The 15,015-nt window shown below is 33.1% G+C and carries 13 protein-coding genes; 3 read left to right on the top strand and 10 right to left on the bottom strand.

Annotated elements, in window-relative coordinates; translation table 11 throughout:
• Positions 1 to 133 precede the first annotated feature (133 nt).
• The 7 genes from A5821_RS06330 to A5821_RS06360 all read right to left on the bottom strand — a co-directional run bounded on the left by A5821_RS06330 (position 134) and on the right by A5821_RS06360 (position 8,449).
• Positions 134 to 2,980, bottom strand: a complete 2,847-nt coding sequence (locus A5821_RS06330) for an RICIN domain-containing protein (protein WP_086313731.1) — start codon at positions 2,978 to 2,980, stop codon at positions 134 to 136.
• A gap of 368 nt (positions 2,981 to 3,348) precedes the next feature.
• Complete coding sequence (locus tag A5821_RS06335; RefSeq protein WP_086313732.1) at positions 3,349 to 4,377, bottom strand: DUF916 and DUF3324 domain-containing protein; 1,029 nt, start codon at positions 4,375 to 4,377, stop codon at positions 3,349 to 3,351.
• Positions 4,378 to 4,391: 14 nt separating this feature from the next.
• Positions 4,392 to 5,084, bottom strand: coding sequence for a WxL domain-containing protein (locus A5821_RS06340; protein ID WP_086313733.1), 693 nt, complete (start codon positions 5,082 to 5,084; stop codon positions 4,392 to 4,394).
• A 52-nt stretch (positions 5,085 to 5,136) separates the two neighbouring features.
• A complete protein-coding gene (locus A5821_RS06345; RefSeq protein WP_086313734.1) occupies positions 5,137 to 5,802 on the bottom strand; it encodes a WxL domain-containing protein in 666 nt (221 codons plus the stop codon).
• 109 nt (positions 5,803 to 5,911) lie between these two features.
• Positions 5,912 to 6,613, bottom strand: coding sequence for a hypothetical protein (locus tag A5821_RS06350; RefSeq protein ID WP_086313735.1), 702 nt, complete (start codon positions 6,611 to 6,613; stop codon positions 5,912 to 5,914).
• A gap of 352 nt (positions 6,614 to 6,965) precedes the next feature.
• A complete protein-coding gene (locus A5821_RS06355; RefSeq protein ID WP_086313737.1) occupies positions 6,966 to 7,307 on the bottom strand; it encodes a cell wall protein in 342 nt (113 codons plus the stop codon).
• 5 nt (positions 7,308 to 7,312) lie between these two features.
• Entirely contained in the window at positions 7,313 to 8,449 is a 1,137-nt protein-coding gene (locus A5821_RS06360) for a DUF916 and DUF3324 domain-containing protein (protein WP_086313738.1), read from the bottom strand.
• A 436-nt stretch (positions 8,450 to 8,885) separates the two neighbouring features.
• On the opposite strand from A5821_RS06360, the gene A5821_RS06365 reads away from it, so the two are divergent.
• From A5821_RS06365 to A5821_RS06375, 3 genes are all read left to right on the top strand, one after another.
• The gene (locus A5821_RS06365; RefSeq protein WP_086313739.1) at positions 8,886 to 9,659 is read left to right on the top strand and encodes a LytR/AlgR family response regulator transcription factor; all 774 of its coding nucleotides are present in this window, start codon (positions 8,886 to 8,888) and stop codon (positions 9,657 to 9,659) included.
• Positions 9,649 to 11,004, top strand: a complete 1,356-nt coding sequence (locus A5821_RS06370; protein WP_086313740.1) for a sensor histidine kinase — start codon at positions 9,649 to 9,651, stop codon at positions 11,002 to 11,004. The genes A5821_RS06365 and A5821_RS06370 overlap by 11 nt, the downstream gene beginning before the upstream one ends.
• A gap of 220 nt (positions 11,005 to 11,224) precedes the next feature.
• The gene (locus A5821_RS06375; protein WP_086313741.1) at positions 11,225 to 12,508 is read left to right on the top strand and encodes a hypothetical protein; all 1,284 of its coding nucleotides are present in this window, start codon (positions 11,225 to 11,227) and stop codon (positions 12,506 to 12,508) included.
• Between the two features lie 61 nt (positions 12,509 to 12,569).
• Here the strand turns inward: A5821_RS06375 and A5821_RS06380 are convergent, their stop codons facing one another.
• From A5821_RS06380 to A5821_RS06390, 3 genes are all read right to left on the bottom strand, one after another.
• Positions 12,570 to 13,439, bottom strand: coding sequence for an AraC family transcriptional regulator (locus A5821_RS06380; RefSeq protein WP_086313742.1), 870 nt, complete (start codon positions 13,437 to 13,439; stop codon positions 12,570 to 12,572).
• 120 nt (positions 13,440 to 13,559) lie between these two features.
• Positions 13,560 to 14,537: a tagatose-bisphosphate aldolase gene (gene lacD, locus A5821_RS06385; RefSeq protein ID WP_086313743.1), complete on the bottom strand. Its 978-nt coding sequence runs from the start codon at positions 14,535 to 14,537 to the stop codon at positions 13,560 to 13,562.
• Between the two features lie 9 nt (positions 14,538 to 14,546).
• Positions 14,547 to 15,002, bottom strand: coding sequence for a PTS sugar transporter subunit IIA (locus A5821_RS06390; protein ID WP_086313744.1), 456 nt, complete (start codon positions 15,000 to 15,002; stop codon positions 14,547 to 14,549).
• Positions 15,003 to 15,015 lie beyond the last annotated feature (13 nt).

Genomic DNA, 15,015 nt, shown 5'->3' on the forward strand with positions numbered 1-15,015 from the left:
GAATGCGCTACCAAATAACAATTATGTATTTTTAGAGGAATTTTATTGATAATATACATCATATTAGAAAAGCTCAGAGAAAATCTTTCTCTAAGCTCTTCCTATTTATTTTCGACAACCTCTTTCACATTTGTCATCCTGCTGGAGCATCTACTAATTGCCATTCAATTTTTCCAGTATAGGTATCTTTATAGTTACCATTTGTTGACTGTTTGTAAAATAAACCACTTTCGTCGTTCCACTCTTTTGATATGTCTATTGTTCCTGTATTGGGTTTACTTGTTCCACTTTCAATCGTTGTAAACGAACCTCCAGTTAGAATTTCTACCGGTACACCATCATTTGATTTATAAAAGTAACTTCCTGTCATCGTTCGCGTTTGACTTTTTAGTTCACTTGGCTTAATTTTTAATTGCCATTGGCTATTCAAGCGATTATCAAATACACTTAGGCTATCTTTACTTGAAATTTTCACTGGTTGATGCCTAAAATCACCTAATGTCAAATCTAGTGATAATGTTTTAGGCACTTCACTTAGCGTGTATTCGCGAAGCTTTGCTTCAAATTCGGTAATATTGTTTGGATTTTTCTCAGCATTATCCATCACCACTTGATAAATTGTATCAGAGTCAATTTTAATTTCCGTATTTTTAATTGCTTGCCCATCATACAGTACTTGATTATTCTCTTTATTGATAATTTTGAATGTGTGTCCTGAATACAGTTCAACATCTGTCATATCCTTTTTTTGCGCACGAAGGTTTAGAAAACCTTCATTGGTCGAATCAAATGGTTTTATGATTGCTCCATCATCTGAAATTAGAAAACTCTTAACGCCTGTCAAAGCTAGGCTATTCTTCCCTACAGCAAATGTTTGTTGATACTGGGTTTCATTACTAATGAAACTTGGACTATTTTTTTCATTATACGTTAACTGAGTGTCTCGTATGCTAAAATTATAAAATGGTCCTAAATTAAATGTAGGTAGAATCCCAACAAGAGCATTTTTATTAATATATACTTGTTTTAGTTTCGTTAATTTTTCAAGTCCTGGAGGAACTGTTCCTGTCAATTTATTATCATCTAAAGCCAGAAATTCAAGTTTTTCTAATTTAGATATTGTTTTTGGAATTTCTCCTGTAAAACTATTCCCGAATATCGATAGTTTCTTCAAGTTGGTTAAATTCCCTAACTCATCTGGCAGACTGCCGCTAAGGTGTTTGTCTTTTAAATCTATTACTTGTAAATTTTGAAGAGCCTCTATATTCTTTGGGATATGTTGGTTAGGAAAATCGGCTCCTGCTCGATTAACAATTGACGTAATATCTAATAGATCTAGCATATAAAGATTTTCATCTATTTTCTTGCCTTTCGTTGAGAACTGGCGATTTATTTCATCAATCAGCCAGGCTTGATTTTCAAAATAATCTGACGTAATGATCGGATTTGGCAAAATAGTTACAGGGACATCGATTTTCACTGTTTTATACTTATTTTTAATTGAAACAACTGCAATCTGATCCCCTTTAAGGCTCGTATCTAACTCCAATCCAGTAATTTCAATGTTACTGCCAATTTCATCTCTTAGATCCGTTACAAAATCACCAGCATTTAACGAATTGATATCTGTGTATTGTTCTATGACTTGAGGTTTAGGTTTTCCAACTGGAGTAGGATATACGATCTGATATTTTAAGGCCACCCTATTTGATTGAAACATTCCATCCCCTCTTGCAGAAAACTCCACAAAGTGTTCTCCATCTCTATAATCGGAAGTATCTACTTGCGCTGAAAAGTTTTGTGTGCCATTGTTTATAGGGATATTTTGCTCAATAAGCTTTGCTGCATCTGTGTCAAATTGAGCATATAAATCAAATTGTTTAAATTCTGAATCCGTGTATCTTCCATTAACCGTTAATTTTTCTCCTGCGTAAAACGTAGTACTTTCTCCTGAAATAGTCCCCATTACTTTGATATTATCTATAGTAGGAATTGCTAACTCTTTTTTCTTTTTTAGAATCCATTGCTGTTTTGTACTCTCACTATTTTCTGCTAATTTTATTACCCGACCAATGGTGTCATATGTTTTAATATCTGTGAGTTCATAATATAGACCTGACTCCCAATTTCTAATTGTCACAACCATATTGCCATTCAAGCTAGTTATTTTCGAAAGTGATAATAAATTCTTATTCGCATACTTTTCATTAAAAGCAAGATTATTTAACATAGTACTTGGCGAACTTGTAACATTTTTTTGATCGACAATCAATCGCTTATCTCCAGAATTTGATAAAACATACTGATTATTATTCGGCTTGTATAGTAAAAACCATTCTTGATTTTTTTTACCCACTCCTCCAGAAGGATAACCTATAATGTCCCTATCTTTGTAAACACCACCCTCAATATCCCAGACCATATTAGTGTTCCATCGGTTTTCGATTGTATAAACGCCTTGCATTGTTTCAAGTTTAAACTTCTGCGAGTTGCTATTATTATTAGCTTTCATGGAAATAGGAAGCATAGATGTTACATTATCAACTGTAATATATAGACCATTTTTTCTATTGGAGATTGAATAAATATTTCCAGAAACTTTTTTTATGTCCCATATCACTTCATCTTCTAGGATACTCAAGCTATTAATTACTTTTTCAACCGTTATACTACTTACTTGATTATTTGAACCAAGGGTTAAAATTCTTTGTTCATCTGCAGATAGTTGGATAATGTATCCATCTTTTTCTGGTCTGTATTTAAAGGAAAGTAACTGGTTTCCTAATCCATGGTACGGATAAGTAATTAATTTACCTGTAGAACCTGAAACATCTAAAACATACCCCTCATCTAAAGTTGAGAAAGAAACATACATATTGTCATTCAACGTTCGTTCTGAATGGGCAACTAATGGACTTCCCCATACAACTAAATATAGTATGAATAAAAATAAAATATTAATCACTTTATTTTTTACCAAAGACTATCGTTCCCCTCTCTTTATTTTCCACATCGAATTACCTGCCTTTCCCGTATGGTAGGTTTGCTAAATTAATAATATTTCAAAATTAAAACTGATTCCATCTACACATAAAACGTTGTGATTTTCTAGCTTAAAAACAATAGAGCTATCATTAATTAGCAAAAAGACAGAGATAAAATTGGCTTTATTCTTTCTTGATCATCCAAACTATCTTCCTGTTGTATAGTTTCCTTCGTTAGTGATTTTCCTAAATAAACTATCAGAGTTGTTTTATCTGTAATCAGAGATGAAAAGAATCAGCACGAAAGCAATAGATTAGTAACTCTCATTCTCCCCTATAAAAATACTCTATCCGCATTTCAAATTCACTTTTTCCGACGCCATAAAACAATGATAAACACAATCATACAAACAAAAACCAAACTGACTACCGCAATCATAATCACCATAAACTTACTATTTGACTTCGTCTCAAGTTCAACAGCTTCTTCATTCAAACGAGCAGCTTCTTCATCAGAGATTGTAAATTTTTTCGTAAACGTCCATTCATCTTCATTTGAATGTGCCACAATTTCTAAATCATAACTTCCTGCGGCTAATTCTTGGTTTTCTAATGAGATTGGAAAATTGAAGTTGGAATTAGGAGCCATTGCCATTTCCGTTTTTTCTGCTTCATAGAGGACTTTACTTGAACCATTCTTTCTGATTTTTGCTGTGACCGCTAAATCCTTAACAAAATCAGATTTGATGTTCTGAATATTTGCAGTAATTGCTGTTCGGTAATTGAATAAACTTGCTTTAACCGTATTTAGCTTGAGTTCTGGTTTGATTTTATCCAAATTTTCCCGCAATTGGATCCCAATCACAACAGAAAAAACATTCTTTATTTGAACATCATTTTTCTTTGATTTTGACTCGTTTGTTGCATCATTTGCCTCATCGTAAACGTTAAATCCTCCAACTATTTTTCCTTCAAATGCTTTTTTGGGCATTTTTAAAGTAAAGGTCACTCTTTTGGTTTCTTTAGGTTTTAGTGTCACTTTTTGCTGCCCTGAGATGAGCCTAGTAATTGGATAAACTAGCGTTGAGTCGTTTTTTTCAGGTTCAACACTATATTCTAATTCTCCATTTTGATTAGTTGTGCCTATGTATGGTACTACAGCTAAGTTTAATGTCTCTCCACTAGAACTTTTTATTTCTAACTCTATATTCTGGGTTTGTCCAGGATTCATTTTCAAGTCAAAGTATGTTTTCGATTGATCGATTTGGTTTTCTGGAATGATCGCTTGAACTGAATAGCCCATTCCATCTGCATATGCGCGATCACAAATACTTACGAGTGTCACCATAAAAACTATCGTCAGGCAATACTTTATTGTTTTAAAAAATGTCATTTATTACTCTCCATCTAATTTTCTGCACTTGGAACATCTGCTAATTTCCAAGAAATTGTCGCAGTATATTCTCTCCCTGCCTTAGCAGTATTAGGCAAGATGTCCAGTTTAATCTTTTTATTTACCCCTTTTTCACTTTTCCATCTTGTTGCCCAAACCCCTTGACCCGCATTTTCATCTGCTGACATCACTTTTTGTAAATCTTTGTTCAATGAAACAGTGTGGCTTTTGGGAGGAGCTGCATACTCAGAGTTGTGTTCCTGAATATCTCCTTTTTGTATTGTTAAATTTGCGCCACTCAATAAGTATCTTTTTTGATCTTTTGATGTGGGTTCGGAAACAAAGTTAGAAATCTTCGCGTAAAGTGACCATCCACCCAAGTTGCCTCTTAAATCTGACACTTGAATATATGGATTAGAATTGATTGCATATTCTTCTTGATACAAACCACTTCTAACGACTTTCCCAAAGCTAAAATTTGGAACTCGATCAATTTTTAACAATCCCGAACTGTTCGTACCGTTGTTGGTTGGATCTTCTGGATCTTGACCAAACGATGGAGGAACGGGGCTCTCTTTCCCTTCGATAATGACTGCATCAATATCTGATTTTAAAGCGTCGCTGGTTTTTGCTAAACCAATTTCTGCTATAAAAACTGGTGATACAGCTAAACCCACTAAAGCAACTTTTAAATATTTTGATTTCACTATTATCTATCCTCCATTTTTGATTTACCAACAAAAAATCCTTATCTTCGCTTTAATTTGGTGTATTTGTTAATGTCCAGTTCAATTTCCCGATATAGCTTGCTTTACGTGCCGTATTAGGAATTGATAATTGAACACCTGTTGTTCTTGTTGGTTCTTGCTTATCAGCATATCGTTCAAAAATATTTGTATAACGGCCCATTCCTTTGCCTTCATCTGCTTTGAACACTACGCTTGATAGAGTACCTGATATCTTTGCTTCTTTTCCAACTGGTGTGTTTTCAGGACGGATAGATGCACTTTTTGAGGTAACTTCAGCTGTTGGAATTGTTAATTCCCAACCTTTTAAGTCTTCTCCGTCATTTACTCCGCCTTTCACTTTGAATGAATCCATCGCTACTTTAACGTTCCAACCAGTGCCGTTCCCCGTTACATCAACAACTTCAATCCCATATGCTTTATCTTTGGCAATCGTTGCGGCTCTTGTTTCTCCTAAGGGAACAGAAGGATAATTAAAGTCTGAGACTGCTTTGATGATAAATTCTCCATCACGAGGTGTTTTGTCTGATATTTCTTCTTCAGCGGGTCCTGTTCCTGTTCCTGCATCAACAGAGACCGTTATATCAGAATTTAACTCATCTGCCTTTACTGTAACTGGTAAAAGTACGCTAGCAGATGTTAATGTTACTATTAAACTACATACTATTTTTTTATTCATATAAAATTCCTCCATTACTTTTTATTCAACAGCTTACTACGACAACTTCCTTCAAGCTTAAATATTATTTATTGTGTTTTTTTTTATTGTATTATATTATATGTTCTAATTACTCTACGTCTGCTAAAGACCAGCTAACTGTACCTGTAAATTGTTGACCAGCTATTTTTTCCTTTTGTTTAGAAGTAACAGCTAATTGAACATTTCTAATTTCAGCAGCAAATCCTTTAGATCCTGGTTTTTTCCCAACCATGATATTTTGGCTACCTGAAGCACCAGCTTCAAGAGATACCTTAGTAAAACCAGTTACTTTATCTTCAGCATATTTTGTTAAATCTGGTAGTGCGTCAATAGTGCTTGGTAATTTATTAGTCTCTTTATCTCTTTGACTATCTAAATCAAACGTAGAAATATTTGCTGAGTTCAAAGTCAGTGTTGAAAGTAACTTTTTCGATGCATCAGTTGTGCTAACTAGATCAGACATTTTAGCGGACAATTCCCAATTTGTTTGCTGATCTGCCTCACGATCTTCATATACTGCGATGTATTGTTTATCAGTCAGTTGTTGATAGTATACTGAACTTAGTGCGCTTGCTTCGTTTTCTGTACCAAATTTAAAGGCTGTAGGTTTAGCCATCAAACTTAATGCTTCATCGTACGGTCCAGGAACAATTGTACTTGGATTATCTGTGCTAAATCCAATTCCTACTCCTGTATCTGTTTCTCTTTCTGCTGCTTTGGCAGCTGTTGGCAACAATACTGCCCCAACAGATAAACCTAAAATTAATGTTCCTAATACTTTTTTATTCATTTAATTTCTCCTAACATATTCTACCTGCAAGGAAGTTGTCGTAGTAAGCTGTTGAAGCTACTGACACCTATTTAACTTTGATTGAAAATATTGATTTGCTTTTGTATATATATAAAGGCATAAATCATCAAAAGAAAACAGATGATTGAGACGGCTAGTAACAGCCAGTTCACCAATATTTTTGTTTTTTTTAGTTTTAATTTTTTTAATAAAATACTGTCTCGATTCAAGGAGAAGAGGAACATTCCTAAAGAAATTGTGCCGCAGGCTCCTAATATATACAGCCAAAGATAGACTCTCATAAAACATTCTCCTTTCATTCATTTTTAAAATAATGTTTTTTCTTTCAAGTTCATAAATCACTGCTAGCCTTAATTTGTTTATCTAAAACGATCGCAAAACTGATTACGATTAGGATCATGCCACTAACCAAAAAGGTCAGTTGTTTCACTACTTCTCCAGTATTTGGTAAACGAACACGTTTATTGATTGGTTGATCATCATCCGCTGTAGGTGTATTATCATGTGGCGGTGGCGGTGGTGCGTCATCTTCTGTTTTTTTAAATGTTATGCCCACATCTCCTTCACCTAGTTGATTAGCAGATGCGATTGGTGTAAAAACAGAAGTGAAACCGAAAACGAGTATTATTAGTAGTAATCGTTTCATTGAGATTTTTTTTAGGTCCCAATTCATTTATTTCACTCCCTCATTCGTTTGTTCTTTTTAGTCTTTGTTTGTTCAGCCTTCTTTCTTTTTGCTTGTTTCGCTTTTCTTTTTCTCATTCGTTCGCGAATCATTTTTTTCCAACGTTTATTTCTAACAGATAAAACTACTATGACTGCTATAAGTGCTCCAATAGCAAGCATAACAACATATGGCAACCAATCAGGTGATTCTAATTTAAACACAGTTTCTTCATTCATTTTCTTTGCGGTTTCACCTGAAACGCTAAAGTCTTTTTCCCATTTCCAATCTTCTTCATCATTTTGTGCATGAACTTTTAATGTATAGTCTCCAGATTCAATGGCGTCTACTCCCCAATCTACTGAAAATTCATAGGTACTATTTGGGGCCATTCGTGCATTTTCTACAGTTTGTTTTTTCAGAATGTTTTTTGAACCTTTTTTAGTAACTGTTGCTTCAATTTTTAGATTTTCAGCAATTTTTGGTTCAGGATTATGTATGACAGCTGCTACTTGTTTACGCCCTAAATGTAATCCTAATTTGGCTGAGGTTAGTTCTAGATTTTTAGCGTTTTTGTATTCTTCTCCTGTTTCAGTCGTAACCAAGCCGATTTTGTATTGATATTTATTAGAAATCGTTTGTTTTTTAGTTTTCTCTTGATCTTCAACCGTTTCAAAGACAACAGCACCTAGCTTAACTCCTTCATAACTTTTTTTAGGAGGTGTCACTACTAGTTCAACTATTTTTTCCTCAAAACTTGCTAACTCTATTTCGGGTTCACTTATTTGAACAATTTCCGTTAAAGGATCTTTTAAACTTGCATCTAGTTCTTTTGTCGGCTCATCATACTCAATTTTCCCAGTTGAACCTGTTGTACCATTTGAAACAAAAACTTTTATTTTAGTTGGCTCATTTTGTGTTGATTTGACTTTTACTTTCAACACTTGTGATTCATCAGGTTTCGTTTCGATAAAGAAATAAGATTTGTTTATTTCAAGTTGTGTATCTGGCCTAATTGCTTGGACGACGAATCCTAAAGGGTCAGGTTCTTTCCCAGCAGCTAATGAATGGTTTGGGAAAATAAGCAGTAAGACACTCGCCAGTAGGACATATCGGCAATAGTTCGTGATTTTTTTTAAATGCGTAATCATTTTAACTTCCTTTCTATGTATAAAAACTCTTTATGTTCGTTTCGTTACATCTAAAATAGAGTTTGTCGATCACAGCTAGAAATAATCTTCAAAACACGTTTTTTGAGATTTACCTTAATGAAATCAACTAACTAAACGAACAGCTCATACATTTTTTGTACAAGGCGTTCATATTTGTTTATCAATGAACTCATTCATAGTACAATTACCTAATAACAAATAAAACAACAAGTAAGCGCTAACAAATTACATTTAACTTTTTTATTTACAAATTTTATTTTTCTTCAGATCAAAAGTATCAAGTAAGCGCTGTCTTGTTACATATACAGCCTTTTTCGTTTTTAATCTATTTAAACCTTTCTTTTTCTATCATTCTATTCTAAAATATATTAAAATTATTTTTTTAAAATATTTATTTTTCTTAGGAGGGGAAATAATGACTGTAAATACAACGATTTATGTAGTTGAAGATGATAATCTTTATAGAAAAAGAATTATTCATTATCTTGAAAACTACCACTCCAATTCTTTTCATTACAAAATATCTCCTTTAGACAATCACTTGCTTTTTATGGAAGATATTCCAACATTGGACATCTCTGATAATGATGTCTTCTTTTTAGATATTGATTTAAAAATGCAGTATTCAGGTATTGATTTAGCCAATAAAATCAGAGAAATAAATTCAAAATGTTCGATTATTTTTCTAACTAGTTTTGAAGACAAGGCGATTTCGATAATCAATAGTGAGATTTTTCCACTTGGATATCTTGTAAAAAATCCAGTTGATTCAACTGAACTGAAAACGACAATTGAAAATGTACTGATGAAAATTGAGAGTCTTACTAAAGCGGCGTGGAGGCAAGATCAAGACATCACGACCTTTATGAATGGATACGAAGCAATTTATCTGAATTGTAAGGATATTTTATATATTGAATCATTAAAGGGGTTAAAAAGCCGAGTGCTAATCAAAACTCTTTCAGAAGAGTTAGTCATTGAAGGAAAAATTGGTAAAATCAAAACGAACTTAAAACAACCCTACCTATTTACATCTCTTCAATCTTATGTGATCAATCTTGAAAATATTTCGTCAATCAATCGCAAAAACGGTACAATTACTTTTACTGGTGACAAAGACCTTTTTGTAGGAACTAGGATCATTGATAAAGTCAAAAAAGGGTTGCAGGAGTATCAATATGTTGGATAGACCTTTCTTCATTTCTTTACTATCACTAAATCTGCTACAACTCCTTTGGCTATTTTCTTATAAAAAGATATTGGTTTTTCGGGAAACGATGATATTGAGTATTCTTTTGATTATTCAATTTATCGTAGGTACGTTGACCGATGATCATTTTGTGATTTTGCTGTTGATTCCTTTTTTTATTTTGCAGTTTTCATTCCCTGTAAAAAGAGTCCGAAACTGGTTAACACCCGCTTTATTTTTAAGTTTTGAAAATGCGATTGTGTTGCTCTCTTGGCTTTTGACATTAGACTTTTGGGATATCTTATTTATCAAAAATTGGATATCATTTGAAACGCACTCTACATACCTAAAATTCGTTATTTTTCTGCAACAATTTGTTTTCTATTTGCTGTTGATTTTTGCTAACTATTTAAATAAGCGATTTAGTGTGACAGCAACTCTTCACCTTTTACCTAAAAAGTATCGATTTGTATCTGTCTTACTTCTATTTTTCTTATTTTTTACAGTTGGATTACAACAACTTAGTGTTTTAGAAGGATACTCAGCTCCCTTTTTCTATAGTACCTTCATGATTATTTGCTTTACAGCTTTTCTTAGCTGGAATATTTTGCTTGTTGTTAAACAACAAAATGAACAGCAATATATCAGTATTCTTAAAGAAAAGTATGAGCAAGAGCGAGAAAAAATCGAACGTTCCAATGAATTTCGACATGATTATAAACAGCTTTTGATTGGACTGACTTCGTATCTAGAGACAAACGATACGAAACAAGCTCTTGGTTTGCTTCATTCGATCATTGATTATTCAAACTCACTGCTTACACCTAATCTGTATAAAACAATCGCTGTGATTCATAATCCTCCGATTCAAGGTCTTTTGACCAGCTTTCTTAAAAGATGTTCAGAAATAAATATCCAGCCAAAAATTCAAATAACTGAAAAGCTTACAGATATTGATATGAACATCGTTGATTTTATTCGTTGCTTCTCTATTCTATTAGATAATGCGTATGAAGCAGTTCAAGAATCCGATTTGCAACTAATTGAGATCACTATTACTGGTGATTCACAGTTTGTAAAATTAACGGTTAAAAATACGTATAAAAATGATAGTAATATCTCTTTTCAGTCGCTTTTACAAAATAATTTTTCAACCAAAGAAAATCATCAGGGAAAAGGGTTATTTATTCTGGCAAAATTGATTGATAAATACAAAAAAGCCAGTTATCAAGTAGCTAAAAAAGACAACTATTTTATCGCCAGTTTTTCAGTTCCCAAACTAAAAAACAATAATTCTTTACTAAAAAAAGAAGATGAAGCAAAAGTGCTGAGCTCTGGAAAATAAGAAGGGATTGTTTTTGATGCTATCGTTTATCTGGATTACAAGAGAGTGTGATATGGCTCGAAGAGTTATGTTACACTCTCTTTTTTTCATATCTTTATCGTCTAAAATTACAAAAAAAGAATATTTTTTCATTATACTAGCTATAAATTGTGCCTTTTAATACTTTTTGATATGATAATACAAAGCTATGTTTTTTCTACTAAAAGGAGCATACAAATTTATGGAAACTTACTTAGCAACAGAATTATATGCTATAAATTATCTTCAAATTGTTTGGGCTCTTCTAAATAAAAAATATATTGATAAAAAACAATCGATTCTATTATCTTGTCTATTGATTTTAATCATCATTATTAGTTATTTTATTAGAACGCCGTATGTATTTTTACTACTGTTCACTTTTTTTGCCGCCTCAGCAATTTTTATTGTACAGCGTACAGGCAGTTGGATCTTGATGGCCCTCACTCCTTTTTTGATTAATTCATTAGTCATTATTTCTTGGCTATTTACCTATAACTTGTTGGATATTACGTTTCAATTACATTATATCGATGCAGTTCAACGACAGTTTTTGGTTCCTTTTTCACTGCTTGCTCAACAAGTATGTCTTTTTTCATTAATCATAGTGGTTAAAAAGGTCGATAAAAAATATATGATTTCTGATTCTATTTTGCATATTCGCAAAAGCTACAAGATACAATCAATGATTGCTTTATTCTTTCTGGCTATTTTTGCTTTACTTAAACAAATTGCCGTTACTCATTTTTTTGTAGAATCTTTTTTTTACCTGACATTTTTATTACTCACTTTAAATCTAATTGTTTATACGACTGCTTATCTATATAGCACGTATTATCAAGAACAATTAAAAAAAGAAGTTTTATTCGAACAGTATAATCAGGAATTGGAAAAAATTACTATTTCAGATGAATTTAGACATGATTATCGTAATATCTTATTAAGTTTGATGGATTATATTGAGCAGGGTGAAAATCAACAAGCACTTAACTATATTGCTTCCATCACTGATTATTCGAAAGATTTGTTAGAAGAAAATTTTTATGATGAGCTTAGTAATATCGATATCCCATCTGTTCAAGGTTTGTTGATTTATCTAATTGAACTATGTGAAAAAGAACATATTCAATTTCACCTTTCCATACCTGATAAGATCCAAGAAACGAACATTTCAATTCGCTTGATCGATTTTTTACACTGTCTATCAGCCTTATCTGAATTCGCTGTAAAAGAAACCACGAACAGTAAAGAAAAAAATTTATATATGATCATAAAAAAAGAAGGCAATGTGCTTTATATTGAATTAACTAATGCAATTCAGCCTGAAAACAAGTTAAAAAAAATAACTGAACCATTAAAAATTCCCCAAAAATACTATAAGGAAAACGGTCTTAATACGGTGGTAAAAATTATTCATCAGTATAACGAAACCGATTTTTCCCTTCAATCTAGTGAGAATCATTTTTTAGCATTACTTACCCTATAACTCAATAGATCATCAAAAAGTAAACAACCGATAGACTAAATAATCCGTCTATCGGTTGTTTTTATTCTATAATTTTATTTCGATACTTCAGCGGAGAAATTCCCACCTGTTCTTTAAACACATGATGAAACGTTTTTACACTAGCAAAGCCCGATTTTTCAGCTACTTCGATCATTGGAACTTTTTCATTTGCTAGGACAAACTTTGCTTGATTGATTCGATATTCCGTCAAAAAACTCATAAAAGTCGTACCCGTATTGGCTTTGAAAAAACGAGTAAAATAGTAAGAGCTAAACCCACTGTACTTTGCGATTTCTTCCAATGTGATCGATTCTTCGTAATGATTTTCAACATAGGCAAAGATGCGATCGAGCTGTTCTAAGTTTTCCTTATACTTTATTGTAGAAGCTTTCGCTCCTTTTTTGACTTCCTTTTGCGTTTGCGGGAGTCTTCTATAGAAGGTTGTGACCAGTTCAAATAGCAAGCTAAAAAGCGCATAATTTTTCCCTATATTTTGATTTTCATATTCTTCAAATAATTTCTGTAACAGCTTCTTCATGTCCATCGCTAATGATTTTGACCACTTTGAGCTGTGCTTTTCTCCTGTTTCAAATAATTCAATCAATGAATAATCTTTCACCGATTTTAAGCTTTTCTCATCAAATAGACTTAAGTCAAACTGATAAACGATTCGCTCACTATCAGGAGATGCTAAAAAATAATGGGGTTCACCACTGGCAAAAAAATAAATTTCTCCTTCGGCTACATGGACGATCTCATCACCCACACCAATGTTGACTGTTCCCCGTATTGAATAGATCATTTCAACTTCTTTATGCCAATGTGGGTAAACGATGGTCATTCCATCATTGATAAATGCTCTAAAGAGCAGGTTTTCTTCAAATTCTGGTCGTTCTAAATATACACTCATGTTCAGCCTCCGATTGTTTCTCTTACTCTTTACTTTATCAAAATTTTGATTATTTACAACTGATTATGTATAAAAAAACAATCCCTAATAGTAGCAGATTGTTTTTTATGAAGAGTTGTTTTATCTATTCATCCATGGTGTCGCTGTTTCTTTTAAAGCCCGATTCAAGGATTCAATATTTTCTCTGCCAACAGTTCTCATCCAGCGCTCGGCAGCTGGTTTTCCTTCTTTAGCAAAAGGTGCTACCCCTTCTTTCCAAGTTGCTCGACCACATAAAACACCATTAAACGTCGAACCTGCTTCTTTTGCAAAGTATAATGTTTCTTGGAATAACTGACTACTAACACCAGCACTTAGAAAAATAAATGGCAGCTCAGTTGCTTCACTTTGTTCTTTAAATAATTGTTTCGCTATTTCCTTTGAATAACAAGCTTCTTCACCAAATCCTTCTACAAAGGACATATTTACAGGAACCTCCACTTTCAATACATCAACATTGTATCGCGGTTTACTAAATTCTTTCATCATTTCAATGACTTTATGAGGTTTGATTTTAGCATATTCTTTACTTGATATATCGGTTATCACTGCATCATATGAAACTAATTCTAAGAAAAATGGCAACCCTTCAGCAACACATTCTGAACCGATTCGTTCCATAAAAACATGTTTTTGTTCATTGATTGCCTTGCTTTCATCCACATCATAATACAGTAAAAATTTTACTGCATCAGCGCCGGCTTCTTTTAAACGTTTAACAGACCAATCACTTAAAAGATCAGGCAAGCGCCCCGGTTCACTAGCATCATATCCAGTTTTTTCGTATGCTACTAATAATCCTGCGTGTTGATCTCTGACTTTTGCTGCTGGTAATCCGTACTCTGGATCTAAAAGGATCGCTGAAGCATAGGGTGTTAATTCACGAGACACAATTTCTTTAAACGTGATGATGCTTTCTTCATCTACTTCGTTTCCACAAGATTTTTCAATCATTTTTTTCAATGATCCTCGTTGATCGATCGCAAGTGCAGCAATAATTCCGTCTTTATTACACATTTGATTCATTGCTGTTAATTTAGATTCTGTCATTTTTTTCATCGTTCATGCTCACTCCTCAATTAATTGTTGATTCACGTATTCAGTGATTTCTGCTGCTGATTCTAATTCTTTCAACTGTGTTTTAAAATCATCTTTCATTAATAGCCGTGCAACTTTGGATAATAATTTTAGATGGGTCGTTCCAGCTTCTTGTTCAGGAATCAATAAAGCGATGATCACTTCGGTTGGTTTGCCATCTAAACTGTCCCATTCAATTGGATTTTTCGTTTTTACAATGAGGATACTCGCTTCATTAATGGCACAACTCTTTGCATGTGGGATAGCAAAACCATCCATCATCCCTGTACTGCCTTGCGTTTCACGATCATTAAAACTTGCTAAAACATCTGTGCTATTGGTCGTAATCTGTAAATCCTGAGCGGTTTGAGCTAAAAATTGAAGGGCCTTTTCCTTTGTTCCAATCGATGTTTCAATACAAACGTGTTGTGCGTTTAATAAATCCATTTATTTTCAACCT

It is taken from the genome of Enterococcus sp. 7F3_DIV0205 (assembly GCF_002141365.2).
Lineage (GTDB): Bacteria > Bacillota > Bacilli > Lactobacillales > Enterococcaceae > Enterococcus_L > Enterococcus_L palustris.